A 24,300-nucleotide genomic window follows, 5' to 3' on the forward strand; every position below is an offset into this window, starting at 1 on the left:
GGGCCGCAGTTCCAAATTGAGGACCATGTAATTTACACAACTAGACCGGTCTACGTGACCTTCGTCACTAATTTCGACTTTTCTAAATCCAAATTCCGCGAGTTTCCGCGGAAGTTGAGTCCAGATGGGCAGGACATCCGATGTCTGACCGTGAATTGGTCCAGATCATCAGAAATAGCATTTAGCACACACCACTGAACCCGAAGAAGGGAACTGCAATGGCCCACCTGGCGCGACTGCCGCTGCTTGAGAAAGCACCCACCACCCATGCCGGACTGCTGGCGTGGGTTGAAGAGGTCGCTGGGCTTACCCAGCCGGACCGGATTCACTGGGTCGACGGCTCTGAGGGAGAAAACACCCGCCTCACCGACGAACTCGTCGCGGCCGGCACCCTGAAGCGGTTGAACCAGGACCTGTTCCCCAACTCCTTCGCAGCCTTCTCGGACCCCGCTGACGTGGCCCGCGTCGAAGAGCAGACGTTCATCTGCTCTGAAAAGGAGCACGACGCAGGCTTCACCAACAACTGGATGGCCCCGGCGGAGATGAAGGAGAAGCTGCGCGGGCTGTTCTCCGGCTCCATGCGCGGCCGCACCATGTACGTCATCCCGTTCGTCATGGGCCACCTCGACGCCGAGGACCCCAAGTTCGGCGTCGAGATCACCGACTCCGCCTACGTTGTCGCCTCCATGCGCATCATGGCCCGCATCGGCACGGACGTCCTGAACCGGATCACCGAAACCAACGCCTTCTTCGTTCCGGCCCTGCACTCCCTGGGCGCTCCGCTGGAGGCCGGCCAGGCAGACGTCCCGTGGCCGTGCAACCCGGACAAGTGGATCGTGCACTTCCCCGAGGAGCGTTCGATCTGGTCCTTCGGCTCCGGCTACGGCGGAAACGCGCTGCTGGGCAAGAAGTGCTACGCCCTGCGCATCGCCTCGGTCATGGCCCACGACGAAGGCTGGCTTGCGGAGCACATGCTCATCCTCAAGCTCACTTCGCCGGAACAGAAGACCTACTACGTCTCGGCTGCCTTCCCGTCCGCCTGCGGCAAGACCAACCTCGCCCTCCTCGACCCCACCATCGATGGCTGGAAGGTGGAGACCCTGGGTGACGACATCACCTGGATGCGGTTTGGCAAGGAAGGCGAGCTCCGCGCCGTCAATCCCGAGGCCGGCCTGTTCGGCGTGGCCCCCGGCACCGGCTGGGGCACCAACCCGAACGCCATGCGCGCCATCGCCAAGGGCAACAGCATCTTCACCAACGTTGCGCTGACCGACGACGGCGGCGTCTGGTGGGAGGGCATGACCGAGGAAACCCCGGGGCACCTCACCGACTGGCGGGGCAACTCCTGGACGCCCGAGTCCGGCCAGCCGGCAGCCCACCCGAACTCGCGCTTCTGCACCCCGATCGACCAGATCGACATGCTGGCCGAGGAATACCACAGCCCGAACGGTGTGGAACTGTCCGCCATCCTGTTTGGCGGCCGCCGCAAGACCACCATCCCGCTGGTCACCGAGGCCCGCGACTGGACCAACGGCATCTTCATGGGCTCCACCCTGTCGTCCGAGACCACCGCTGCTGCGGCCGGTGCCGTCGGCGTGGTCCGCCGCGACCCCATGGCCATGCTTCCGTTCATCGGTTATGACGCCGGCGACTACCTGAACCACTGGGTCAACCTGTCCGCCAAGGCCAACCCGGAGCGCCTGCCCAAGATCTTCCTGGTCAACTGGTTCCGCCGCACGGCAGAGGGCGGCTTCGCCTGGCCGGGCTTCGGGGACAACGCCCGCGTCCTGAAGTGGGCCATCGAGCGGCTCGAAGGAAAGGCCGACGCCGTGGAGACCCCCATCGGCTTCGTCCCGACCGGCGACTCCATCGACCTCACTGGACTCGACATGACCCCCGCGCAGGTGGAGGACGCCGTCCGCGTTGACGCCGACGAGTGGAAGACCGAGCTCGCCTCGATCGAGGAGTGGTTCGCCAACTTCGGTGAGTCTCTGCCCTCAGCGCTCCAGCAGGAGCTCGACGGCCTGAAGGCCCGCCTGGCCTAGACCACGTCTTTTCCTGGAAAAGCCAAAAGTACGACGGCGGCCCCGCACCTTTTCTTCAAAGGTGCGGGGCCGCCGTCGTCCGTTCTGGAGTTTGTACAGATAATGGGCCTAAACGCCCCTAAAGTCGCGACAAGTGTACAAAAACTCCCCAGCCGTAGGGGCTAGGCGGCCAGCCAGATGTCCGGGCCGAAGACCTCGTAGTGGATCCGTGTTGCGGGGATCCCAGCCTCGATGGCCTCGCTGCGGATGTTTTTCATGAACGGCAGCGGACCGCAAAGGTACAGGGAGGCGTTGGCGGGCAGGTCCACCTCGCGCAGGGACATGAAGCCGGACTTCGTGCCCGCCTGCGGTTCCTCCAGCCAGAGCTGGAGGTCGGCGCCGTCAAGGCGCTCGACGTCGTCCGTCATCTGGGAGCGCAACGCCCAGTTGTCCATGGTGCTCTCGGCGTGAAGGACCAGCACCTGGCGGTCGGAGCAGGTTTCGGCGAGGGATCGCAGGATCGAGGCGGTGGGCGTGCAGCCAATACCCGCGGAGGCGAGAACCACAGGACCGTCGCCGTCCTTCAGGGTGATTTCGCCGTAAGGGTTGGAGATTTCGATGATGTCTCCGACCTCCACGCTGTTGTGGAGCACGGGAGAGACCTCCCCGCCGTCGTCGATCTTGGTGGTGAAGCTGCGGCTGGTGCCGGCATCGCCGGAGAGCGAGTACTGCCGGACCTGGCGGAGGCCGTCGGGCAGGGTGACTTTGACGCCGATGTACTGGCCCGGAAGGGCGGCGGTGACCGGGGTGTCATCCGCAGGTGCCAGGGTGAACGTCATCGATCCGGTGCCGGCGGGGGTCTTTTCAACTACGGTCCAGGGCATCCACATTCGGGTGTTCGCCTGGGCCGCGTAAAGGCCTTTTTCCAGCTTGATCAGGGCGTCCGCCATGAGCCAGTACACCTCGGTCCAGGCCTCTGCAATTTCCGGGGTGATGACCTCGGCCAGGTCCTCTGCGATGGCGGCGAAGAGGTGCTCATAGACCACCTGGTACTGCGGCTCGGTGATGCCGAGGGAAGCGTGCCGGTGCGCGATGCGGGACAGCACGGTTTCCGGGACGGTGTCCGGGTTGTTGACCAGGTGGGTCGCGAACGCGGCGATGCTTCCGGCCAGGGCCTGCTGCTGGTTGCCGTTGCGCTGGTTGGAGCGGCTGAACAGCCCGTCCAGGAGTTCCGGGTGCGCGGCGAAGAGGCGGTTGTAGAACTTGGGGGTGATTTCGCCGATTCGCGAGCCGACCATGGGAAGGGTGGCTTCGATGACAGGACGGGCTTTGTCCGAGAGCATTGACACTCCTGAGCTAGTGGTCCGGAGTCTTTGGCCGGACCGGTACTGCAGATACTCGCATCTGAAATACGAGTTTCTACATGTCTATTTCTACACCCTGTAGAAAAGATTTTCCAAATGGAGAAGGGGACCCGAGGGAGGTAGGGAGCAGGGGTATGCAGGGCATGCCGGGGCGGCCGGTTCAGGCGGGTGAACTGGTCATGCGGATGGCGACGGTCAGGCGCCCGGGCGCAGTCCGATGGCCTCGAAGACGGGTGTCATCTGGCGGGAGGTGGGCAGTTCGGCCACCACGACGTCGTCGAGCTCGCGGTAAAAAGCCTCGCGCGCCCGAGCCATGGCACCGCGCAGCCGGCATTCATTGATGAGGGGGCAGCTGCCGGCCGGGCCTATGCACTCGGCGGCGTCCTCCCTGGTATCCAGTTGCCGCAGGACCTTCCCCACCGTTACGCGGTGGCCGGCCGCGCTGAGCCGCGAGCCTCCGTTGCGGCCACGCTCAACGTCAATCAGCCCCAGCATCCGCAGCTTCGCCACGGCCTTGCTGACGTGGTTGTAGGGGGTTCCGACGGCGTCCGCAACGTTCTGGGTGGTAAGCAGGCCGCCCTCGGGTGCGGCTGCGAGCACCATGAGGGCGCGCAGGCTGACATCCGCGAAGGCGTTGATTTTCATGCTTCTAGCCTAATGACCTGTGCAAATCGCCGTTCCGTCCGGTGGAATCGCATGGCTATGCCCATCGCGAGCGTGCCGCGACCCGCCGTTCGTGCGGTCTAGTCCGCCCAAATGACAGGCTCGTTGGAGTCGGCGGCAAGGTCGCCGAACTCCCATTCACTGCCCTCGGTGGTGGGGGAGTACGGCAGGACGGCTGCGAACACCGCGCCGTCCCGGTGCTCGGTGGCCACATGGATGGCGTCCGAGTCCTCCTCGACCAGGGTGATGTCGCAGACGATGGCGGCGGCGCGGAACTCGTCCCGGTGCTGGCGCAAAAGTTCCGTGATGTCGCGGATCATCAGGTCGGCGTCGAACTCGCTGTCCCTGTCGGCATTCGGATCTGCCGGCGAGACAGCGACGAGGCGGACGTCGCCGTCATTCTCCATCACGAGGGCGAACGGCAGGAACCCGCCGCTGCGTTCAAGCTGCTCCTGGGCTGCCGCCATTCCGGTGCCCAGGAGGTTTTCCAGATCCGTGGCCGTCGAGTCGGGCACGGACGCGCGCCACGATGACTGGGCCGGGGTCGAGTCGGGTGATGCCATGGGGGCTGTCCTAGCTGCGGACCAGAGCCAGCACGCGGTCGCGCACCCGCTCCATCGTGGCCCTGTCCGTGGCTTCGGCGTTCAGCCGCAGGTACGGTTCGGTGTTGGAGGGGCGCAGGTTGAACCAGAAGCTGCCGTCGGCGGCGGTGAAGGTGCTGCCGTCAAGGTGGTCCACCGCCACGTCCTCGGTCTCGAAATCGGCGCGGACGCGCTCCACTGCGCCGGCCTTGTCCTCGATTTCCGAGTTGATTTCGCCGGAGGAAACGTACGGTTCGTACTCCCGGCCGAGTTCCGAAAGCGGTCCGTCCTGTTCACCCAGGGCGGCCAGCACGTGCATGGCGGCAAGCATGCCGGTGTCCGCGTTCCAGAAGTCACGGAAGTAGAAGTGCGCGGAGTGCTCTCCGCCAAAGATGGCGCCTTCCTCTGCCATGACGGCCTTGATGAAGGAGTGGCCCACCCGGGTGCGTACCGCCCGGCCGCCGTCTTCGGCGACGAGTTCCGGCACAGCGCGCGAGGTCAGGAGGTTGTGGATGATGGTGGGATTTGCTTCGCCCTGCGCCTTTGCGCGGGCGATTTCGCGGCGGGCCACCATGCCCGTGATGGCCGACGGCGAGACCGCCTCGCCCTTTTCGTCGATGACGAAGCAGCGGTCGGCGTCACCGTCGAACGCCAGGCCGATGTCCGCGCCGTGTTCGACGACGGCGGCCTGCAGGTCGCGCAGGTTTTCCGGCTCCAGGGGGTTGGCCGGGTGGTTCGGGAAGGAGCCGTCCAGTTCGAAGTAGAGCGGAACGATGTCGAAGGGGAGCTTCGGCAGCAGCGTGTCGCCCAGGACGGCCGGCGTGGTCAGTCCGGCCATGCCGTTGCCGGCGTCCACCACCACCTTGAGGGGGCGCGAACCGGAGAGGTCAACCAGCGTGCGCAGGTACTCGGCGTAGTCCTTCAGAACGTCCCGGACGCCGATCTGGCCCTTCGTTTCGGCAGCGGGGATGGAGCCTGTGTTCAGGTACTGCTCGGCGAGTGCCTGGATCTCCTTGAGGCCGGTTTCGGAGGAGATGGGGACTGCGCCGGCCTTGGCCATCTTGATTCCGTTGTATGCGGCCGGGTTGTGGCTCGCAGTGAACGTGGCGCCTGCGGCGTTCAAGGCTCCGCACGCGTAGTACAGCTCGTCCGTGGAGATCAGGTCCAGCAGCTGGACGTTGGCCCCGCGGGTGGCGGCGCCGTTGGCGAACGCCTTGCTGAATTCGGGGGAGGAGGGGCGCATGTCGCCGCCGACCAGGACCGTCTGTCCCTCAAGGCCAAGCACGTCAACGAACGCTGCGCCTACGGCTTCGACGATTTCAGCGGTGATGGATTCGCCCACGATGCCGCGGACGTCATACGCCTTGAACGAGGCCGAAAGGTCAAAAGTACTGGTCTGGTCGCTAGTCACGGCACTTATCTTACGGGCAAGCCCGAAGCAGCCCGTGGAGGGCAAGTCACAGAAGTGCGCGCCGGCCGATTGTCCACATGGCCGGTGCCCGGGGTTTGGAGTGTCAGGGGTGGCTGGGATACTGAATCAATGGCAAATAACCAGCATGCTCCGGTCCGTTCCTCTGCTCCCGGCCCCTCAGTTGCCGGCGTCGGAAGCGAACAGGAAGCGGTGATTGGGACCCGCGGACAGGCCCTGTCGGTGCTGCGCGAGCTGGTGGGACGGCCTGACGCGGACTTTCACGACGGCCAGTTTGAGGCCATCGAGGCACTGGTTGACGGCGGCCGCCGGACGCTCGTGGTGCAGCGGACAGGCTGGGGAAAATCAGCCGTTTACTTCGTGGCGTCCCTGCTCCTCCGGCGGCGCGGGGCAGGACCCACGCTGATCGTTTCTCCGCTGCTGGCCTTGATGCGGGACCAAGTGGCGGCTGCCGCCCGGGCAGGTGTCCGGGCCGTGGCGATCAACTCCGCCAACCAGCTGGAGTGGGACACGGTGCGGGAGCAGCTTGCTGCCGACCAGGTGGATGTCCTGTTGGTGTCCCCCGAACGGCTCACCAACCCTTCGTTCCGCGAAAACCAGCTGCCAGAACTCATCCGGCGCACGGGGCTGCTGGTTATCGACGAGGCCCACTGCATCTCAGACTGGGGCCACGACTTCCGTCCCGACTACCGTCGCATTGCCGACCTCATCGCCGAGCTGCCGGACACCGTGCCTGTACTGGCCACCACAGCCACTGCCAACTCCAGGGTGGTCCACGACATCGAGGAACAGCTGGGCGACGGCGTGCTGACCATCCGCGGCGCGCTGGGCAGGGAGTCGCTGCGGCTCGGGGTCCTGGCGCTGCCCGACTCGCGCGAGCGTCTCGGGTGGCTGCTCACACACCTGGCGGATCTGCAGGGCAGCGGGATCATCTACACCCTGACGGTCTCCGCCGCCGAGGACACCGCCAGGCTGCTGGCCGAGGCGGGCCACGAGGTGCTGGCGTATACGGGCCGCACGGACCCTGCGGACCGTGAGCGGGCGGAGCAGCTTCTTAAGGACAACCAGGTCAAGGCGCTCGTGGCCACCTCCGCGCTGGGGATGGGCTTTGACAAGCCGGACCTCGGTTTCGTGGTGCACCTCGGCGCACCGTCATCCCCGGTTGCTTACTACCAGCAGGTGGGCAGGGCGGGCCGTGGTGCCGCCAATGCAGACGTCCTGCTCCTGCCAGGGTCCGAGGACCGCGAAATCTGGCAGTACTTTGCCACAGCCTCCATGCCCTCCGAGGAGAAGGCCACCGCTGTGCTGACCGCGCTGGCGGAAGCAGGCTCGGCCGTGTCCACCGTGGCTTTGGAAGCCCGAGTGGACCTGCGACGGACGCCCCTGGAACTCCTGCTGAAGGTTCTCGCCGTGGACGGCGCAGTGGAACGGGTAGGCGGCGGCTGGCACTCCACCGGAATGCCTTGGACGTACGACGCCGAACGGTACCGCCGCATCGCGGAGGCCCGGGTGGACGAGCAGGACTCCATGGTTATCTACCAGGACACCGCCGGGTGCCGGATGGAGTACATCACCTCCGTCTTGGATGACGAGACCGCCGCCGCGTGCGGCCGCTGCGACAACTGCGCAGGGAGATGGTTTCCCTCGGAGGTGGCCTCCACAGCCATGGAGGCTGCCGGGCAGACCCTCAGCCGTGCGGGCATCGTGCTGGAGTCCAGGCTCCAGTGGCCCAGCGGGATGGACCGTCTCGGGGTGCCGGTGAAGGGCAAGATTAAACCTGACGAAAACGTCGCGGACGGCCGGGTCCTCGCCAGGCTGACGGACCTGGGCTGGGGCGGGGCGCTGCGCGAACTCTTCGCAGCCGGGGCTGCGGACCGCGCTGTCGATCCCGGCATGCTGCAGGCCTGTGTCCAGGTGCTCCGCGAATGGGGCGCCGGTGATTCCCGGATTCCGGGCTGGAGCGGCGCAGGCAGGCCGGCGGCGATCGTCGGCATCCCCTCGCGCAGCAGGCCCGAACTCGTGGACTCCCTGGCCCGGGGCATCTCCCAGATCGGCCGCATCCCGTACATCGGCCAGCTGCAGCTCGAGCACGGCGGGCCCACCGGCGGACGCGGCGGCAACAGCGCTTACCGGCTGGCCGGTGTGTGGGACCGTCTCGTGGTGGGGGACTCGCTGGCGGCAGAGCTCGCTGGCCTCGGCGGCGGCAGCGTGATGCTCATCGACGACCTCGTGGACAGCCGGTGGACCGTCACCATCGCGGGACGCGCGCTCAGGCGGGCCGGTGCGGGCGCGGTGCTTCCGCTGGCACTGGCCCAGGCCGGCTGACCTCGGCCCCCGCGTGCCGGTGCAACATAAGGCTGTCGGCGGTGCTGAGGAGCATCAGCACCGCAATCGACAGGAACGCGCCACGGTAGGCGGCCACGCCGCTGCCGTCCGGTCCGGCTGACAAAATGGCGCCAAATCCGGACGAGATCAGGGAATCCGACTCGAAGACGCGCAGCAGCAGGGCGCCCACCGCGATGCCGGCCCCGGTGGCCAGCTGCACAAGCGTCGCCGAGACAGCGTTGGCTGACGTCAGCTGCTCCGGCACGATATCTGCGTACTGGACAGACGCGTACGCGGAGAAGCCGATGGAACGGAACGCCCCGCTGCACACGAGCAGCGCGAACACCAGCGGTTCCGGTGTTGCCGGGGTCAGCATCGCGCAGAGGGCGAAAGTCGTAGCCGACGCCAGGGACGCGAACACCAGCACGGGCTTGAACCCGAAGCGCCTGATGAGCGGCGTCGTGGCGGGTTTGATGCCGATGTTCCCGATGAACACGGCGGCAACCATGATGCCCGCGTGCAGGGGGCTCCATCCAAATCCGTTCTGGAACATCAGCGGCAACAGGAACGGCACGGCACTGATGGTCAGCCGGTAGATGAAGCCGCCCGAGTTGGTGGCCCGGAAGGTGCGGGTGCCGAACACTGTCAGGTCAAATAACGGGTGGGCCGCGCGTCGCATCCAGAAGACCGCCGCTGCCAGGGCGAGAACCCCGGCCAGAATGCTGGGCCAGGTCCAAAAGCCGCCGGGGTGGCCGCTCGCCAGTTCAAGGCCCGCCACCAGCGCGCCCACGCCGGCCGTTGTCAGGGCAAGCCCAAGCCAGTCCAGCCGGCGGGCCCGGTCGCCGGGAACCGCGGGAACCAGGCGCAGGGCGGCGAGGAAGGCTGCGGCGCCGAGCGGCAGGTTGATCAGGAAGATCCAGTGCCAGGACAGGTAGGTGGTCAGGGCGCCGCCCACGAGTGGTGCGAGGACCGGAGCCAGCAGCCCCGGCCAGACGAGATAAGCGGTGGCGCGCAGCAGATCCGACTTTGGCGTCCCGCGAAGCACCAGCAGTGTACCGACCGGCACCATCATCGCCCCGCCCAGGCCCTGCAGGACGCGGCTGACGGTCAGCACCGTGAGGTCCTGGCTGGCGGCGCACAGCAGCGACGCCAGGGTAAAGACAGCGATGGCCAGGCAAAAAATCCGCCGGGCCCCGAGGCGCTCGGCCAGCCAGCCGCTCAGCGGGATACCCATGGCCACTGTCATCAGGTAGGCGGTCATGGTGATGTTCACGCTGGCCGACGGCACCCCAAAGTCCCCGGCGATGCTCGGGATGGCGGTGGTCAGCACAGTCCCGTCGAGGAACTCCATGAAGAACGTGGCCGCCACGAGCAATGCTAGCCGGGGACTCCAGGCCTGGCTGGCGGAAAGCTTGTTCATGCAGTCATCCTGCCACCGGAAAGCGGTTTAGTGCCTTGGGGGTCCGGCACTCGGACGGCCGCAACGGCGGGACTACCGGCCAAGCGGCGGGAAGGGGCCCGGGAACGCAAACGGCCCCGGTCCGAGGACCGGGGCCAAACGCGGAGACGGGGGGATTTGAACCCCCGGTGGAGTTGTGCCCCACACTTCATTAGCAGTGAAGCCCATTCGGCCGCTCTGGCACGTCTCCAATTGCTATTCCTAGCCCACCAAGGATACGCAGAACCGGCCATCCAGTGCAAAACGGCAGGGGTGGCCCGCGAAAAACGCGCCTACGCCGGCAAACGACGGAGTTTTTGTACAGATAATGCGGGCTTAAGCGGCCTTAACTGTACAAAAACTCCACAGCGGTCAGGCCGTGCCTTCTGCCAGCGCCTTCCACAGGAAGTGCTGGCTGCGCCCCTGGAGCGCGGCGGCCTGCCGGTTGTCCGAGGCGCCCGCATGCCCGCCCTCCAGCGCTTCGTGGAACCAGATGTTGGGGATGCCCATGGCCAGCATGCGCGCGGCCATCTTCCTGGCCTGCACGGGACCCACCCTGTCGTCGGACGTTGCGGTCCAGATAAAGGTTTCCGGATACTCCACGCCGTCCTTCAGCTGATGGTACGGCGAGAAGGTCCTGATGAATTCCCAGTGCTCGGGCAGGTCGGGGTCGCCGTACTCGGCAATCCACGAGTGACCCGCCGACAGCTTTGTGTACCGGCGCATGTCCAGCAGCGGCACCCCGCAGGACACCGCGCCGAACAGTTCGGGATACCTCGTCAGCATGTTGCCCACGAGCAGGCCGCCGTTGGAGCCGCCGACGCAGCCGAGACGCTCGCGGCTGGTGACGCCCCGGGAGATCAGGTCCCTGGCCACCGCCGCAAAGTCCTCGTAGGCGCGGTGCCGGTTTTCCTGCAGTGCGGCCCGGTGCCAGGACGGGCCGTATTCCCCGCCGCCGCGGATGTTGGCTACAACGTACACGCCACCCCGGCTGTGCCCCTCCGCAAGGCCGTCGCCGGGAACTGCGGCAGTCCGCCGCTCCAGCCAGGCCCGGCCGATGGTGCCGCTGTACGCCGGCGTGCGCGAGACTTCGAAGCCGCCGTAGCCGGAGAGCTGGGTGGGGTTCTGCCCGTCGAGCACCAGGCCACGTGTGGCCACCTGGAAGTACGGCACCTTCGTGCCGTCCGCAGATACGGCGAAGTGCTGCTGCACCTCGTAGTCCGCCTCATTGAAGAACGACGGCGACGCCTTCACCTCCGCATGGCTGCTCACCACGCCTGCCACGGCGGTTCCGCCGGAAGCCCCGCCGTCGGCGGTCGCCCGAGCGAGTGCCCCGCGGGTCAGGGTGCTCGGCGTCGTGAAGCCGGTGGCCACGAGCCAGAAGTCGTCCCCGGCCCCGTCTTCCGCCTCGTCCTCGTCATCCACGGCGAAGGCATTGACGTCGTGCAGGGGCGGGCAGGCGTCCAGCAGCGAGGACCGCCACGAGTCGGCAGGATCCAGCACGCGGATCTCCGAGGACACGTCCTTCAGCAGGTTCAGCAGCAGGAAGTTCCGGGTCCAGCTCCAGGACTGCAGGGACGTGTGCGCGTCCGGGGCGAAGAGGACCGTCAGCTCGCGCTCGCCAGCCAGGTACGCGCGGAAATCAGCGGCGAGCAGGGAACCGGCGGCATAGGTGGTGCCGTTCACCGTCCAGTCGCGCTGCGGCCTGAGCAGCAGCCATTCCCGGTGCACGCCCGTGTTCACGTCGGTGGGCACGTCCACGGGCACCCAGTCACCGTCCTGGAGCACGGAGGCGCGGCGGTTGAAGAAGTCGATCCAGTCCAGCGCGAACGTCCGCTCAAAGCCGGGCGTGGAGTCGTGGGCCACGATCGCCATCATGTGGTCCTCGGGGATCTCGAAGATGCGCGGCGCATCGCTCAGGGCCTGGCCCCGGCGCAACCGCACGGCGGTGCGGGCGTAGGACGACGCCGTGCGGGGGAGATCCTCTGCGGTGGTGGCGACCAGCAGCGTGTCCGCATCGAGCCACGAGACGTTTCCCTTCGCCGTCGGGAGATCAAAACCGCCGGTGGCGGGATCAACGAAGGCGCGGGCCTCGACGTCGAACTCGCGGTAGCGGTTGGCGTCGCCGCCGTCCGGGGAGAGCGCCACCAGTGCGCGCCGGTACGGTTGCCCGGCTTCCGGCCGGAGCAGGTTTGCGCCATGGAAGACCCATTCCACGCCGTCGGCGGCCGCCAGGGCATCCACGTCGAGCAGGACGTCCCACTCCGGGGCGTCGCTGCAGTAGCTGTCCCAGCTGGTCCGGCGCCACAGGCCCTTGGGGTTCTGCCGGTCCTTCCAGAAGTTGTAATACCACTCGCCGTGCTTGCTCACCATGGCGATCTTGTCCGTCGAATCCAGCACCTCGAGGATCTCGCCCTCGAGCCGGGCGTAGTCGGTGTCCTCGAGCAGGTCCTCCGTGCGGGCATTCTGCTCCCGCACCCAGGCCAGCTGTTCCTCGCCGTAGATGTCCTCCAGCCAGATGTTCTCGTCGGTAGGCGCGGGCGCGGTCTCGGTGGGAGCGGCGCCGGACGCGGGGGCAGAATCAGCTGCAGTGGTGGTCATGCGCCCATCCAAACAACATCCCCGCTCAGCTAGCAAGTCACATGCCGATACTCTGGAAGGCGTGGTTATTTCGCAGAGCATCCGGACGGCGCTGATCGGCGCCGGTCCGAGGGGTACCAGCGTGCTGGAGCGGCTGCTCGCCAACTGGTCCGCCGCCCGCCCTGCCGGAGCCCGCCTGCACATTGATGTCATCGATCCGTTTCCGGCCGGTCCGGGACACGTATGGCAGCCCGGCCAGTCCCGCCTCTACCTGATGAACACGCAGTCGTTCTACCCCACGCTGGTGCCCGAGGACACGGGGCTGGCCGCACCGGTGGCCGGCACCACCTTCGACCGCTGGCGGACAGCCCAGCAGCGCAGCCCCCTGCCAGAGCTCACTGACGACGAGCGGGCGGAGCTCGCCGTACTGGGATCCGGCGACTTCCCCAGCCGCGCCATCTATGGCCGCTACCTGCGGTCCACGGTCGAGGAGTTGCTCGCCGCGCTTCCCGACGGCGTCACCATCAAGATGCACCAGGCGGCGGCTACCGCTGCGCGCCGGCAGCCGGACGGAAGGTTCGAGGTCGAACTGGACGTGGGCGAACCGGACGGCGGCGAATCGGACGCGGGCGAACCGGACGGCGGCGGGACCCTTACCGTCGATTCGGTGGTGCTCGCGTTGGGCCATCTCGCGTCCCGTCTCAGCCCGGAACAGCGCGAACTGCAGGCTGCCGCCGCCCAATTCGGCCTGCGCTACCTCCCGCCCGCCGTCCCGGCCGACGTCGACTGGAGCGTGATTCCGGCCCAGGAGCCGGTGCTGGTCCGCGGGATGGGCCTGAACTTCTTCGACGTGATGGGCCAGCTCACGGAGGGGCGGGGCGGGAAGTTCGTGGAGGGAGGGAACGGCCTCGAGTACCTGCCGTCGGGCCAGGAGCCGATCATCTTCGCCGCGTCCCGGCGCGGAACGCCGTACAGGTCCAAGGCCACCCTCGCGGGCTATTACCCGGCATCGGTCACACTCCGCTACTTGACCGGGAAGGCGCTGCAGAGGTTCGCGGCTGCCGGAATTGTTCCGGCATTCGACCACGACCTCTGGCCGCTGCTGCACCGGGACGCGCTCTGGGCCTACTACACGACCCTCGTGCGCTCGCAGCCGGACGCCGTGCAGGACCACGCCGCGTTCCTCAAGGAGCTGGACGAGGCCCTGCACCCGCATGCCCACAGCACCGGCCGGTGGGAAGAGGACTTCAACGCCGTCGTCGGCCGCCATGTCCATCCGGGCAGCAGGCTGGACCTGCGCGGCCTGGCCGCGCCGCTGTCCGGGCGGAGCTTTGCTTCGCGTGCCGAGCTGGATGCCGCCGTCGTCGAGTATCTCGACGACGACGCCCGCCGCTCAGCGCTCGGCGAGGACGACCCCGTCAAGATGGCCATCGGCGCGCTGCACCACGGCCGTGCCGTGCTGAAATCGGTGGTGGCCGACGGCGGGATCACCGACGAGTCATGGGTCGCCGGCCTGCGGGGCTGGTTTGAATCGCTGGTGGAAGGGCTCGCCAGCGGTCCTCCGGCGCTGCGCGCCGAGCAGCTGGCAGCTCTGGCACGCGCCGGAATTGTCAGCTTCGTAGGCCCGGACCCCAGGTTCGGCGTGGCCCGGGGGAAGCGCGCCTTCACCGCTGTATCGCCGTGGGTCAGGGGCGGCGCCGCCGAAGCACACACGCTGGTGGAGGCCCTGGCGCCGGCCAACCGGGTAGCCCTCAACGAGTCCCCATTGCTGGAGCAGCTCCTCGCGGACGGGCTCGTCCGGCCACGGACCATGATGACCGCGGAAGGCACGCCGGTGCAGTCCTCCGGGCTCGACGTCCGCCCGCACCCGTACCGGCCGGTTGCCGCGAACGGCGAGGTCACGGACCGGATGTACGTGCTGGGGCTCCAGCTCTCGGCCGCCCAGTGGGGAACGGCCATCGCCGCCGAAGCGGCCCAGCATGCCGGTCCGGTGTACCCCAGCGGGCAGCGCACGCTCCGCGACGCCGACGAGATCTCCCGCGCTATCCTCGGGCTGGCCCCAAACCCTTCCTCAGCTCCTGCTGCCTGAGCGCGGACGCTTCCTCAGTTCCTGCCGCTTGAGCGCGGACCCTTCCTCAGTTCCTGCCGCTTGAGCGCGGACCCTTCCTCAGTTCCCGGCCGAGTGCCACTCCCGGGCGAGCACAAAGAATGCCGACCGGTAGCTTCCTGCGAAGCTGCCGGCCGGCATCCAATCGGCGAACGTGACTACAGGGCGCCCTGTCCGCCGGTTTCGGCGTCGCCCGCATTGCCTTGGCCAGTGTCGGCCACGAGCTTGAACCTCGCACCGGTTGGGTCCGTCAGCGTGGCTAGCCGGCCGTGGGGTGTGTCATCCGGTCCGTCAAGGACCGTCGCGCCCATATTGACGGCCTTATTGATGGAAGCGTCTGCGTCCTCCACAGCGAAATAGACGACCCAGTTGGAGGGGACTTCGGCGGGAAGGTCGGCCGACGCGTCATAAATCCCGGCTTTTGCCTCCCGGCCGGCGCCCAGGGTTGTGTAGCGGAACTCCGGGGTGTCGCTCATCACGTCGGTGTCCCAGCCAAACACTTCCTGATAGAACTTCACTGCGGCGGCGTAGTCCTTGGTGTGAAGCTCGTGCCAGGCCGGGGCGCCCGGCTCGCCAACAAGTTCGTAACCGCGCATCTCCCGCGGCTGCCATACACCAATCGCGGCGCCGGAAGCATCACCGACGAACGCCATGTGGCCCTGTTCCGGGACGTCCATGGGTTCCATGTACACCTGGCCACCGTTTGCGGTAACCGCCGCGGCTGTGGCGGCGGCGTCATTGGACCACAGGTAGGTGGACCACATGTCCGGCATACCCTCCTGGTCCTCTTGCTTCTGCATGATGCCGGCGACGGTCTTGCCGTTCTTTTGGGCGGTGATGTAACCGCCGTACTTTTCCTGGTCTCCGGTCTGGAAGTCCCAGCCGAACAGTTCGCCATAGAACTGTTTCGCCTGGTTGGCGTCGGTGGTCATAAGGTCGACCCAGCAGGGGGCGCCGGGCGTGGGTTCGGGCGTAGGCATGGTCTGCTCCTGGTGTGGTTTGCGGGAAGTTCCCGCAGGTCATGGAGGTGCTACGGACAGAACCGACACTATGCCGGGGGTGTGACAGTTTCAATGGGGGTGAGACAGGGGGTGCGCTCAGCGCTGGTCCGAGTATGACGTGCCCGGCTCCTGGTCGTCGTCGGCCTCAATCCACTCGATGAAGTCCTTCAGTGACATGCACCAGTAGTAATCCGAGTAGCGCAGGCTCTGTTTTTCAGCCTTGCCCATGACCTCGACCCCCCACATGCAACGGTGGATGCGGAATCTCCCTTCCGCGGTCGCGGGATGGAGCGGTGCTGATACAAGTGAACGCCTTTCGGCAAGGGCGCGCATGAGTGGCGCGTACTCGAATTCTGCCGGGCCGGTACTCGGATTACCTGATTTTCGGGCCCCCAGACCGCACCCCTACTTGCTGGTGGAAAGAGCCACTACTTACCTACGCAAAAGGCCGGCCAAGCCAACCTTTCGATTGGCCCGGCCGGCCTTCAAAATGGCCGTCATTGCGGTGCTTTCGCACCGCCCCGGCCTCTGCGCGGAAGGTAAGAGATTCGAACTCTTGGTACGGGGTTACCGCACACTGGTTTTCAAGACCAGCTCCTTCGGCCGCTCGGACAACCTTCCCTAACTAGTAGTGTTTCATAGGCAGTTGGCTGCAACAAAAACCGCCGCGTGGCAGTTGTCGCCGCTGCACAGTATTTTTGGGGCAGGAATCAGCTAGAAATCGGGAGTTCGCCATGAAAGCCGTCTTTATCTCGGAGCCCGGCGGGCCGGAAGTGCTGGAAATCCGCGAGGTGCCGGCTCCCGAGCCGGGCCACGGCGAGGTCCTTATCGATGTTGTGGCGGCCGGCCTGAACCGCGCCGACGTCCAGCAGCGGAGGGGCTACTACCCGCCCCCGCCGGGTGCTTCGGAGATTCCCGGGCTGGAGGTATCCGGCAGGATCGCGGGTTTCGGCCCCGGCGTCACCAAGCCGTTTTCCGTCGGGGACAAGGTGGTGGCGCTGCTGTCCGGCGGCGGCTATGCGCAGCAGGTCGCGGTGCCCTCGGAACAGGTGCTGAGAATTCCCGACGGCGTGGACCTGGTTACCGCTGCCGCCCTGCCTGAGGTGGCGGCCACCGTGTACTCAAACCTGGTCATGACCGCGCAGCTGCAGCCGGGGGAGACGGTCCTGATCCACGGCGCCACGGGAGGCATCGGCACCATGGCCATCCAGCTGGCCAAGGCATTGGGGGCTACGGTGGCAGCCACCGCGGGCACCGAAGAGAAAGTCAGCACCGCCAAGGCGTTCCTTGGTGCCGACATCGCCATCAACTATGCAGAGGAAGACTTCGCCGAGAGCCTGCGTGCCCAAAACGGGGGCAAGGGTGCCGATGTCATCCTGGACGTCGTGGGCGCCAAGTACTTGCAGAAAAATGTTGACGCCCTGGCCGATTACGGCCGGCTCGTCGTCATCGGGCTGCAGGGAGGCGCCAAGGGGGAACTGGACCTCGGGCAGCTGCTGCGCAAGCGTGCAGCCGTCGTGGCCACGGCGCTCCGCTCCCGCCCGACAGCCGAGAAAGGCGTCATCATGACGGCGGTCAGGGACTCCGTGTGGCCCCTCGTCGCTGACGGGCGGATCCATCCGCTGGTGGCGAAGACCTTCCCGCTGGACCAGGTCAGGGCGGCCCACAAATACTTCGACTCCGGCGAGCACGTGGGCAAGGTCCTGCTGGTCATGTAACGCCACGCCAGCTTCGGTAGATACTCAGTATTGCCACGCAGAAAAACTGGCGCTAGGCTCGAGGCATACGCGGTATGCACGCGTCTTGGGGGCGCGTGCATACTGCCGACTTCCAGCCAAGGAGCCAGATGTCCATCCGCCACAGCCTCCTCGCCCTCTTACAGGACCAGCCGCGTTACGGCTACCAGCTCAGGGTCGAATTCGAAGACCGCACGGGCTCCACCTGGCCGCTGAACATCGGGCAGGTCTACACCACCCTCGACCGGCTGGAACGTGACGGCCTGGTCAGCAACGACGGCGGCGACGGCGAAGGCCACGTCGTGTACAGCATCACCGAAGCCGGCAGGGCGGAGGTCCAGGGCTGGTTTGCTACGCCGGTGGAACGCAGCAACCCGCCGCGCAACGAGCTCGCCATCAAGCTGGCGCTGGCCGTCACCCTGCCCGGGGTGGACGTCGCCGCCATCATTCAGGCCCAGCGCACCGCTTCCATGCGTGCCCTGCAGGACTACACGAAGTCGCGGCGGGACACCGCGGCCAACCAGCGGGCGGCGGATATGGCCTGGCTGCTGGTGCTGGATTCGCTGATCTTCCAGACCGAGGCCGAGATCCGCTGGCTGGATCTGTGCGAGGCCCGGATGGTGCAGCTAGCGCAGGCCTCCGGGACGCGCAGCCACGCACGTAAGCCGTCCAACGGGGTCACAGTGGAACAGGCTGCCCCGCTCACAGCGGAGAACCGCCGGTGAGCGTTCAGGGGCCGCAGCAGGTCCTTGAACTCGCGAAAGTCAGCAGAACGTTCGGGCAGGGCACGACGGCGGTTGCCGCCCTCCGGGATGTCGACCTCACCGTCAATGCCGGGGAATTCGTTGCGGTGATGGGGCCGTCCGGCTCCGGAAAATCATCCCTGCTCGCGCTGGCCGGCGGACTTGACCGGCCGACGTCGGGCGGTGTCTTTGTGGAGTCAACGCCCCTTGCGGGGCTGGGACTTAATGCGCTGGCGCGCCTCCGCCGGCGTGCGGTGGGCTATGTCTTCCAGGACTTCAACCTGGTTCCGACGCTGTCGGCCGCGGAAAATGTTGCCCTGCCGCTCGAGCTCGACGGCGTGCCGGCCAGGAAAGCGCACCGCCAGGCAGTGGATGCCCTGCGGCAGGTGGGGATCCCGGAGCTGGCGCACAGGTTCATGGATGAAATGTCCGGCGGGCAGCAGCAGCGCGTAGCCATCGCACGCGCCATCGTGGGGAGCCGCCGGCTGATCCTCGCCGACGAACCCACCGGCGCTCTCGACTCCACCACCGGCCACGGCGTGATGGAGGTGCTGCGCTCCCGGGCTGACGCCGGCGCCGCCGTCATGCTGGTCACGCACGAGGCACGCCACGCCGCCTGGGCGGACCGCGTGGTATTTATCCGGGACGGCCGGATTGTGGATGAGGCAATGGCCATGCACGATCCCGCAGTTCTCCTGGCACCGGCCGGCTGAGATGGCCCTGGACGTAGCGCCCGTGCCCCACGGCCGGTGGCACAGTTTCCGTCTTGCCCTCCGGATGGCACGCCGGGACATCAGCAGGCACCGCGGCCGCTCCCTGCTGATCATCCTCCTGATCCTGCTGCCCGTGGCCGGCATGACCGGCGCCGCGGCCCTGGCGCAAAGCATGCAGGAAACACCGGCGGAACGTGTGCAGTACCAGCTGGGCAGCACGCAGGCGAGGTTCCGCAGCATGCCCGCCTCCAACGCCGAGACGGTGCAGGATCCCGTGCTGGAGACGGCAACCATGACCCGGAACTTCACCAACGATCCGGACTTTAAACCGCGGAATCCGCGCGATGCCATCCCCGCCGGCTACGAAGTCCTGACCGAATCGCAGCTGACGCTCACGGTCAGGACCGGCGTGTCCGACGTCGGCGCGTCCGATGTCCCGGTGATGGCCAAGGCCGTCGACGCCCTGAACCCCGCCTTCACCGGAAAATACACACTTCTGGAGGGGCGGCCCGCCGCCGCCCGTGACGAAATCCTCGTCTCACCCGGAGCGCTGGAACGCTTCGGGATCCGCCTCGGGGACAGGCTGACGACGGCGGACGGCACCTTCGCCGTCGTCGGTACCCTCCGGGATGCCACCTACTCGGACGGCAGCCCCATCCTGTTCCTTAAGCCAGGCCAGGCGCCAATGGACAGCCCGGCCGCCCACGGGAGTCCGCTCGGGGAAACGATGTATTACCTCGTTGGTTCAGAACCCGTTCTGTGGGACCAGATCCGTGACCTCAACAGGTCCGGCATCGCTGTGCTTTCCCGTGCCGTGGCACTTGACCCGCCGGTCCCGTCCGGCGCTACCGAGGGCCCCAGGACCATGCCCGCCGCCGGCTACGTTGCCGGCGTGCTGATCGCCGCACTTGCCTTGCTCGAAGTGGGGCTCCTGGCCGGGGCAGCGTTTGCGGTGGGTGCCAAGCGCCAGGTCCGCGAGCTCGCCCTGCTTGCCGCAAGCGGAGCGGAAGCACCCACCGTCCGCGCGGTGGTGACTGCCGCCGGGCTGTGGCTTGGGACTATCGCTGTGGTGGCCGGTGCCGTGCTGGGGGCCGGCGGGGCTGCCGCGGTGGTGGGCGTAACCAGGCACCTGGGCTCGGTCCGGTTTCCAGGCTTCCACCTGGACATCCTGCCCACTGTGGCGGCCATGGCCATGGGCCTGCTGGCATGTTTCCTGGCCGCGGTGGTTCCTGCCCGGCAGGTTGCAAGGCAGGCGGTTCTCGGCGCATTGAAGTCCGGCCGCGCACCGGCTGTTTCGGGGCCGTGGCCGGCGCGGGTGGGCGGTGGACTGCTGGTTCTGGCCATCATGTTCCTGGCGGCGGGGCACACGCTGGGGATGAACGGGGACCTGGATGCCCGCGCCGCACGGATCCCGCTGGTTGCAGCTTTGCTCACCGGCGGTGCGGTCCTGGCGGTGGCGGCCCTCGTTTTGCTCACCGGGACATTCGTGAAAGTCCTGACTGCACGCACCGCCTGGATGCCGCTCCCGCTGCGGATGGCCGCCCGTGACTCTGCCAGGAACCGGAGCCGCACGGTGCCCGCCGTGGCCGCGGTTCTCGCCGCCGCAACGCTGGCCAGTGCCGCGATGGTCCTGTCCGCCAGCCAGATGGAGGAGGCAAGACGCACGCACATGTGGGCCGCGCAGGAAAACCAGGTCTCGCTGCCGCTGGAAACCGCACCTGTCCCCGCCACAGGAACGAGCCCCGACCAGGCCATCGACCCGGCTGCGGTGGCCGCGGCGCTGCGGCGGGAGCTCAGCACCGTGCAGTGGACGCAGGTCCTGCAAGGGCCGGTGACGAGCAAGTGCGACATGCGGGCGTCGGCCGACGGATCCCTTCCTGCCAGTGGTGGCGGTGTGGACTGCCGGCAATACAAACTCGCCGTGCCGCCGGGCCAGGAATGCCCTGCCACCCCGCAAGGCCGAGTCCTGGACGGGCAGGACTGGCGGTGCAACGGATCGATGTTCCCTGCCGGCGTCTCAGGCCAGCTTCCGCAGCTGGTGGTTGGCGGCGTCGGCGAGCTGCGGTCCCTGCTGGGCCGGGAACCAAGCCCAGCCGCGGTGGCCGCATTGAACAGCGGCGGAATGGTGGTCAGCAACCCGGTCTTCGAAAAGGACGGGGTAACCACCCTTCAGTCCTATGACGTGCGCCAATCCCTTCCCGGCCCCGGTTCAGCCGTGGTTTACAAGCCCCTGAGCAACACAGGGCTGCCCGCCGTCGTGGACGCCCCGGACGTTCCGGTCCCGTTCTACGGCGTCATCCCCCCGGGCACCGCGTCCAGGTTGGGCATCCACTTCGACAACTCCGTACTGCTCGCCCAGCTGACCGCCTACCCGGAAGCCGCGGAGCAGGACAGGGCGTCAGCGGCGCTGGCCCAGATCTACCGGATCCAGGCCATGGGTTTCTACGTTGAGCCGGGCGCGGACCGTACCGGGTCCGAACTGCTGTGGCTGATCGTCGGCATCAGTGCCCTCATCACGCTCAGCGCCGCCGGCATCACCACGGGCCTGGCGCTCGCCGATGCCCGGGCAGACCACATAACGCTCGCAGGAGTCGGGGCGCCGCCGCGGCTGCGGAAAGCTCTGGCAGGTGCGCAGTCGCTCATGACCGCGTCCCTTGGCACCTCTCTGGGAGTGGCCGCCGGTGTGGTGCCCGCAGTCCTGCTCATCGGGGCCACCCGGATGTTCGCGGTGTCCGTGGTTCCCTGGCTGCCGCTGCTGGCCCTGCTCGTCGCCGTGCCGCTGACCGGCAGCGCACTGGCCTGGGTCTTCGCGCGTGCCAGCCTGCCCGTGACCCGGCGAAGCGCCGGCACCTGACAACCGCTCCTGACAGCCGCTCTGGACCCTGGAGCGGACGACCTGGACCCCTGGACCGGACGACGGCGTACGGGCCAGGGCCGTCCGCTCACCGCGGCGTCGCGACCGCTCGGCGATTCCCCCGGCAGTACTCCGCAAATGGCCGCGGTTGCAGACATACCCGTTGGTAGGGTGCCGGTGGCACATTCCGTGCCAGCTGGGAATCTCAAGGAGGAGACATGGGCACCATGCCTGAGGACGGGACCCGAACGGCGGACGGGGAACGCAATCCCGCCGCCGACGAATCACTGCCGCCGACGTCGGTGGATGACGCGGTCCGCGACGCCGAGGAGCGCAGATGGACCCCTGCGAAGATCGCCATCTGGGTGGCCATCGCACTCCTGGGCGGCTTGGCCTGGTTCATGCTGGCAGTGGTCAGGGGTGAAACGGTCAACGCCATCTGGTTCGTGTTCGCCTCGGTGTGCACCTACCTGATCGGCTACCGCTTCTATTCGAAGGTCATCGAGCGCTATCTGCTCAAGCCGGACGACCGCCGCGCCACACCGGCGGAGTACAAGGCTGACGGCAAGGACTATGTCCGCACCGACCGCAACGTCCTCTTCGGGCACCACTTCGCCGCCATCGCCGGAGCCGGCCCGCTCGTGGGGCCCGTCATCGCCGCCCAGATGGGGTACCTCCCCGGCACCATCTGGATCATTCTCGGCGTCGTCCTTGCGGGCGCTGTCCAGGACTACCTGGTGATGTTCTTCTCCATGCGCCGCGGCGGGCGCTCCCTCGGCCAGATGGCGCGTGAGGAGCTCGGCGTCATCGGCGGCACCGCCGCCCTCGTGGCAACCCTGCTCATCATGGTGATCATCGTCGCGATCCTGGCGCTCGTCGTCGTCAATGCCCTGGGGGAGAGCCCCTGGGGCGTCTTCTCGGTGGGCATGACCATCCCCATCGCGCTCTTCATGGGCGTGTACCTGAGGTACCTGCGTCCGGGCAAGGTGATGGAGGTTTCCATCATCGGCTTCGTGCTGCTCATGGCCGCTATCATCGGCGGCGGAGCCGTGGCCGGCACCGAGTGGGGCGCGGCGTTCTTCCACCTGGACAAGGTCACTATCGCGTGGGGCCTCATCGTCTACGGCTTCATCGCCGCCATCCTTCCGGTGTGGCTCCTGCTCGCACCGCGCGACTACCTCTCGACATTCATGAAGATCGGCGTGATCGCGATGCTCGCCGTGGCCATCATCGTCGTGCGCCCCGAAATCACCGTCCCCGCCTTCAGCGAGTTTGCGGGCCGCGAGAACGGACCGGTCTTCTCCGGCGCCCTGTTCCCGTTCCTTTTCGTCACCATTGCGTGCGGCGCGCTGTCCGGCTTCCACGCCCTGATTTCCTCCGGCACCACGCCGAAGCTCATCGAGAAGGAACGTCAGACCCGGTTCATCGGCTACGGCGGCATGCTGATGGAGTCCTTCGTCGCCATCATGGCGCTCGTCGCGGCCATCTCGATCGACCGCGGGATCTACTTCGCCATGAACGCCCCCGCGGCGCTGACCGGAGGAACGGTGGAGACGGCGGCCCAGTGGGTCAACGGACTCGGCCTGGCCGGCGTCAACATCACCCCCGACGTCCTGGCCCAGACCGCGTCGAACGTGGGCGAGGAAAGCATCGTCTCGCGTTCCGGCGGCGCGCCAACGCTGGCCGTGGGCCTGGCCCACATCATGCAGCAGTTCATCGGCGGCACCGGCATGATGGCCTTCTGGTACCACTTCGCCATCATGTTCGAGGCCCTGTTCATCCTCACCGCGGTCGACGCCGGAACGCGCGTTGCGCGGTTCATGCTGCAGGACTCGATCGGGAACTTTGCCCCGAAGTTCAAGGAGGCGTCCTGGCGGCCCGGCGCGTGGCTCTGCACGGCCATCATGGTGGGCGCCTGGGGCGCCGTGCTGCTGATGGGCGTCACCGACCCGCTGGGCGGCATCAACACCCTGTTCCCGCTGTTCGGCATCGCCAACCAGCTGCTGGCCGCGATTGCCCTGGCGGTGTGCATGGCCATCGCGGCGAAGCGCGGCTCGTTCAGGTACCTGTGGATCGTAGCCGTGCCGCTGGCCTTCACCGCCGTCGTCACCATCACGGCAAGTATCCACAAGATTTTCTCGTCCGTCCCGGCCGTGGGGTACTTTGCCAACAACGCCGCCTTCAGCAAGGCGCTGGCGGACGGGAAGACCTCCTTCGGCACGGCCAAGACCACGGCGGCCATGGAGGCCGTGGTCCGCAACACCATGATCCAGGGCTGGCTGTCCGTCATCTTCGTGGTCCTGAGCGTCATCGTCATCGTCACCGCGGTGCTTGCCACAGTGAAGGCCTTCCGGAACACCGCGGCCGGCGTCCCCAACGTCAACAACGAGGACCGGCCACATCCCTCACGCGTCTACGCGCCCGCCGGGCTGATCCCCACCCCCGCCGAACGCGAGCTCATGGCGGAATGGAACAAGCTGCCCGTAGACCTGCGTGTCGAGCGGGCGGGGCATCACTAATGAGTGCTGCACCCGGACCGGCCGGCCTGCTTCATCCGGTAGCGGGGGCCTTTCGCGGCTTCGCACGGTACCTGCAGGGTGTCATGGGCGCCGACGCGTACCGGAAGTACCTGGAGCACCATGCTGCGGCCGGCCACGGTGCGCCGCCCATGGACGAGCGGACGTTCTGGCGTGACCGGACGGACCGTCAGGACACTAACCCGCAAGGCAGGTGCTGCTGACC

The 24,300-nt window shown here is 67.2% G+C and carries 17 protein-coding genes and 2 tRNA genes; 9 read left to right on the forward strand and 10 right to left on the reverse strand.

Annotated elements, in window-relative coordinates:
- Window positions 1-218: 218 nt before the first annotated feature.
- A complete protein-coding gene (locus QFZ33_RS05065) occupies window positions 219-2,045 on the forward strand; it encodes a phosphoenolpyruvate carboxykinase (GTP) (RefSeq protein WP_307025425.1) in 1,827 nt (608 codons plus the stop codon).
- A 161-nt stretch (window positions 2,046-2,206) separates the two neighbouring features.
- On the opposite strand, the gene QFZ33_RS05070 is transcribed toward QFZ33_RS05065, so the two are convergent.
- The 4 genes from QFZ33_RS05070 to QFZ33_RS05085 form a co-directional block, all read right to left on the reverse strand.
- Entirely contained in the window at window positions 2,207-3,367 is a 1,161-nt protein-coding gene (locus QFZ33_RS05070; protein WP_307025427.1) for a globin domain-containing protein, read from the reverse strand.
- A 216-nt stretch (window positions 3,368-3,583) separates the two neighbouring features.
- A complete protein-coding gene (locus QFZ33_RS05075; protein ID WP_307025429.1) occupies window positions 3,584-4,033 on the reverse strand; it encodes an RrF2 family transcriptional regulator in 450 nt (149 codons plus the stop codon).
- Between the two features lie 98 nt (window positions 4,034-4,131).
- The gene (locus QFZ33_RS05080; protein WP_307025432.1) at window positions 4,132-4,614 is read right to left on the reverse strand and encodes a hypothetical protein; all 483 of its coding nucleotides are present in this window, start codon (window positions 4,612-4,614) and stop codon (window positions 4,132-4,134) included.
- Window positions 4,615-4,624: 10 nt separating this feature from the next.
- Complete coding sequence (locus QFZ33_RS05085) at window positions 4,625-6,043, reverse strand: phosphomannomutase/phosphoglucomutase (RefSeq protein WP_307025435.1); 1,419 nt, start codon at window positions 6,041-6,043, stop codon at window positions 4,625-4,627.
- Between the two features lie 129 nt (window positions 6,044-6,172).
- Between QFZ33_RS05085 and QFZ33_RS05090 the strand changes: the two genes are divergently transcribed.
- A complete protein-coding gene (locus tag QFZ33_RS05090) occupies window positions 6,173-8,386 on the forward strand; it encodes a RecQ family ATP-dependent DNA helicase (protein WP_307025437.1) in 2,214 nt (737 codons plus the stop codon).
- Here QFZ33_RS05090 and QFZ33_RS05095 read toward each other — a convergent pair.
- The 3 genes from QFZ33_RS05095 to QFZ33_RS05105 all read right to left on the reverse strand — a co-directional run bounded on the left by QFZ33_RS05095 (window position 8,331) and on the right by QFZ33_RS05105 (window position 12,425).
- Window positions 8,331-9,806 (reverse strand): MFS transporter, encoded by a 1,476-nt coding sequence (locus tag QFZ33_RS05095; protein WP_307025438.1) that lies wholly within the window; start codon window positions 9,804-9,806, stop codon window positions 8,331-8,333. The two genes, QFZ33_RS05090 and QFZ33_RS05095, sit on opposite strands and share 56 nt — an antisense overlap.
- Window positions 9,807-9,947: 141 nt before the next feature.
- A tRNA-Ser gene (locus QFZ33_RS05100) sits at window positions 9,948-10,035 on the reverse strand.
- Between the two features lie 161 nt (window positions 10,036-10,196).
- Window positions 10,197-12,425, reverse strand: a complete 2,229-nt coding sequence (locus tag QFZ33_RS05105; RefSeq protein WP_307025439.1) for a prolyl oligopeptidase family serine peptidase — start codon at window positions 12,423-12,425, stop codon at window positions 10,197-10,199.
- 61 nt (window positions 12,426-12,486) lie between these two features.
- On the opposite strand from QFZ33_RS05105, the gene QFZ33_RS05110 reads away from it, so the two are divergent.
- Window positions 12,487-14,493 carry an FAD/NAD(P)-binding protein gene (locus QFZ33_RS05110; RefSeq protein ID WP_307025441.1) on the forward strand — a complete coding sequence of 669 codons (2,007 nt, stop codon included), beginning with the start codon at window positions 12,487-12,489 and terminating at the stop codon, window positions 14,491-14,493.
- Window positions 14,494-14,669: 176 nt separating this feature from the next.
- Here the strand turns inward: QFZ33_RS05110 and QFZ33_RS05115 are convergent, their stop codons facing one another.
- From QFZ33_RS05115 to QFZ33_RS05125, 3 genes are all read right to left on the reverse strand, one after another.
- Window positions 14,670-15,491, reverse strand: coding sequence for a VOC family protein (locus QFZ33_RS05115; RefSeq protein WP_307025443.1), 822 nt, complete (start codon window positions 15,489-15,491; stop codon window positions 14,670-14,672).
- A 117-nt stretch (window positions 15,492-15,608) separates the two neighbouring features.
- On the reverse strand, window positions 15,609-15,758 hold the full coding sequence (locus tag QFZ33_RS05120) for a hypothetical protein (RefSeq protein ID WP_214855468.1): 150 nt from the start codon (window positions 15,756-15,758) through the stop codon (window positions 15,609-15,611).
- Window positions 15,759-16,045: 287 nt separating this feature from the next.
- Window positions 16,046-16,133 (reverse strand) — tRNA-Ser (locus QFZ33_RS05125).
- A 113-nt stretch (window positions 16,134-16,246) separates the two neighbouring features.
- Here QFZ33_RS05125 and QFZ33_RS05130 point away from each other — a divergent pair.
- The 6 genes from QFZ33_RS05130 (at window position 16,247) to QFZ33_RS05155 (ending at window position 24,298) form a co-directional block, all read left to right on the forward strand.
- Window positions 16,247-17,230: an NAD(P)H-quinone oxidoreductase gene (locus QFZ33_RS05130; RefSeq protein WP_307025444.1), complete on the forward strand. Its 984-nt coding sequence runs from the start codon at window positions 16,247-16,249 to the stop codon at window positions 17,228-17,230.
- Window positions 17,231-17,358: 128 nt separating this feature from the next.
- Window positions 17,359-17,973 (forward strand): PadR family transcriptional regulator, encoded by a 615-nt coding sequence (locus QFZ33_RS05135; protein WP_307025446.1) that lies wholly within the window; start codon window positions 17,359-17,361, stop codon window positions 17,971-17,973.
- Window positions 17,970-18,704, forward strand: coding sequence for an ABC transporter ATP-binding protein (locus QFZ33_RS05140; protein ID WP_307025448.1), 735 nt, complete (start codon window positions 17,970-17,972; stop codon window positions 18,702-18,704). The genes QFZ33_RS05135 and QFZ33_RS05140 overlap by 4 nt, the downstream gene beginning before the upstream one ends.
- The gene (locus tag QFZ33_RS05145) at window positions 18,652-21,558 is read left to right on the forward strand and encodes an FtsX-like permease family protein (RefSeq protein ID WP_307025451.1); all 2,907 of its coding nucleotides are present in this window, start codon (window positions 18,652-18,654) and stop codon (window positions 21,556-21,558) included. The genes QFZ33_RS05140 and QFZ33_RS05145 overlap by 53 nt, the downstream gene beginning before the upstream one ends.
- A gap of 218 nt (window positions 21,559-21,776) precedes the next feature.
- Window positions 21,777-24,077 (forward strand): carbon starvation CstA family protein, encoded by a 2,301-nt coding sequence (locus QFZ33_RS05150; protein ID WP_307025453.1) that lies wholly within the window; start codon window positions 21,777-21,779, stop codon window positions 24,075-24,077.
- Window positions 24,077-24,298: a YbdD/YjiX family protein gene (locus tag QFZ33_RS05155; protein WP_307025455.1), complete on the forward strand. Its 222-nt coding sequence runs from the start codon at window positions 24,077-24,079 to the stop codon at window positions 24,296-24,298. The genes QFZ33_RS05150 and QFZ33_RS05155 overlap by 1 nt, the downstream gene beginning before the upstream one ends.
- Window positions 24,299-24,300 lie beyond the last annotated feature (2 nt).

The organism is Arthrobacter globiformis, from assembly GCF_030815865.1.
GTDB lineage: Bacteria > Actinomycetota > Actinomycetes > Actinomycetales > Micrococcaceae > Arthrobacter > Arthrobacter globiformis_B.

Bases quoted from the DNA above. Each gene is read 5' to 3' on its own strand.
- QFZ33_RS05065 (WP_307025425.1), top strand. From the start codon at position 219: ATGGCCCACCTGGCGCGACTGCCGCTGCTTGAGAAAGCACCCACCACC.
- QFZ33_RS05070 (WP_307025427.1), bottom strand. From the start codon at position 3,367: ATGCTCTCGGACAAAGCCCGTCCTGTCATCGAAGCCACCCTTCCCATG.
- QFZ33_RS05075 (WP_307025429.1), bottom strand. From the start codon at position 4,033: ATGAAAATCAACGCCTTCGCGGATGTCAGCCTGCGCGCCCTCATGGTG.
- QFZ33_RS05080 (WP_307025432.1), bottom strand. From the start codon at position 4,614: ATGGCATCACCCGACTCGACCCCGGCCCAGTCATCGTGGCGCGCGTCC.
- QFZ33_RS05090 (WP_307025437.1), top strand. From the start codon at position 6,173: ATGGCAAATAACCAGCATGCTCCGGTCCGTTCCTCTGCTCCCGGCCCC.
- QFZ33_RS05095 (WP_307025438.1), bottom strand. From the start codon at position 9,806: ATGAACAAGCTTTCCGCCAGCCAGGCCTGGAGTCCCCGGCTAGCATTG.
- QFZ33_RS05105 (WP_307025439.1), bottom strand. From the start codon at position 12,425: ATGACCACCACTGCAGCTGATTCTGCCCCCGCGTCCGGCGCCGCTCCC.
- QFZ33_RS05115 (WP_307025443.1), bottom strand. From the start codon at position 15,491: ATGCCTACGCCCGAACCCACGCCCGGCGCCCCCTGCTGGGTCGACCTT.
- QFZ33_RS05120 (WP_214855468.1), bottom strand. From the start codon at position 15,758: ATGTGGGGGGTCGAGGTCATGGGCAAGGCTGAAAAACAGAGCCTGCGC.
- QFZ33_RS05130 (WP_307025444.1), top strand. From the start codon at position 16,247: ATGAAAGCCGTCTTTATCTCGGAGCCCGGCGGGCCGGAAGTGCTGGAA.
- QFZ33_RS05135 (WP_307025446.1), top strand. From the start codon at position 17,359: ATGTCCATCCGCCACAGCCTCCTCGCCCTCTTACAGGACCAGCCGCGT.
- QFZ33_RS05145 (WP_307025451.1), top strand. From the start codon at position 18,652: ATGAGGCAATGGCCATGCACGATCCCGCAGTTCTCCTGGCACCGGCCG.
- QFZ33_RS05150 (WP_307025453.1), top strand. From the start codon at position 21,777: ATGGGCACCATGCCTGAGGACGGGACCCGAACGGCGGACGGGGAACGC.
- QFZ33_RS05155 (WP_307025455.1), top strand. From the start codon at position 24,077: ATGAGTGCTGCACCCGGACCGGCCGGCCTGCTTCATCCGGTAGCGGGG.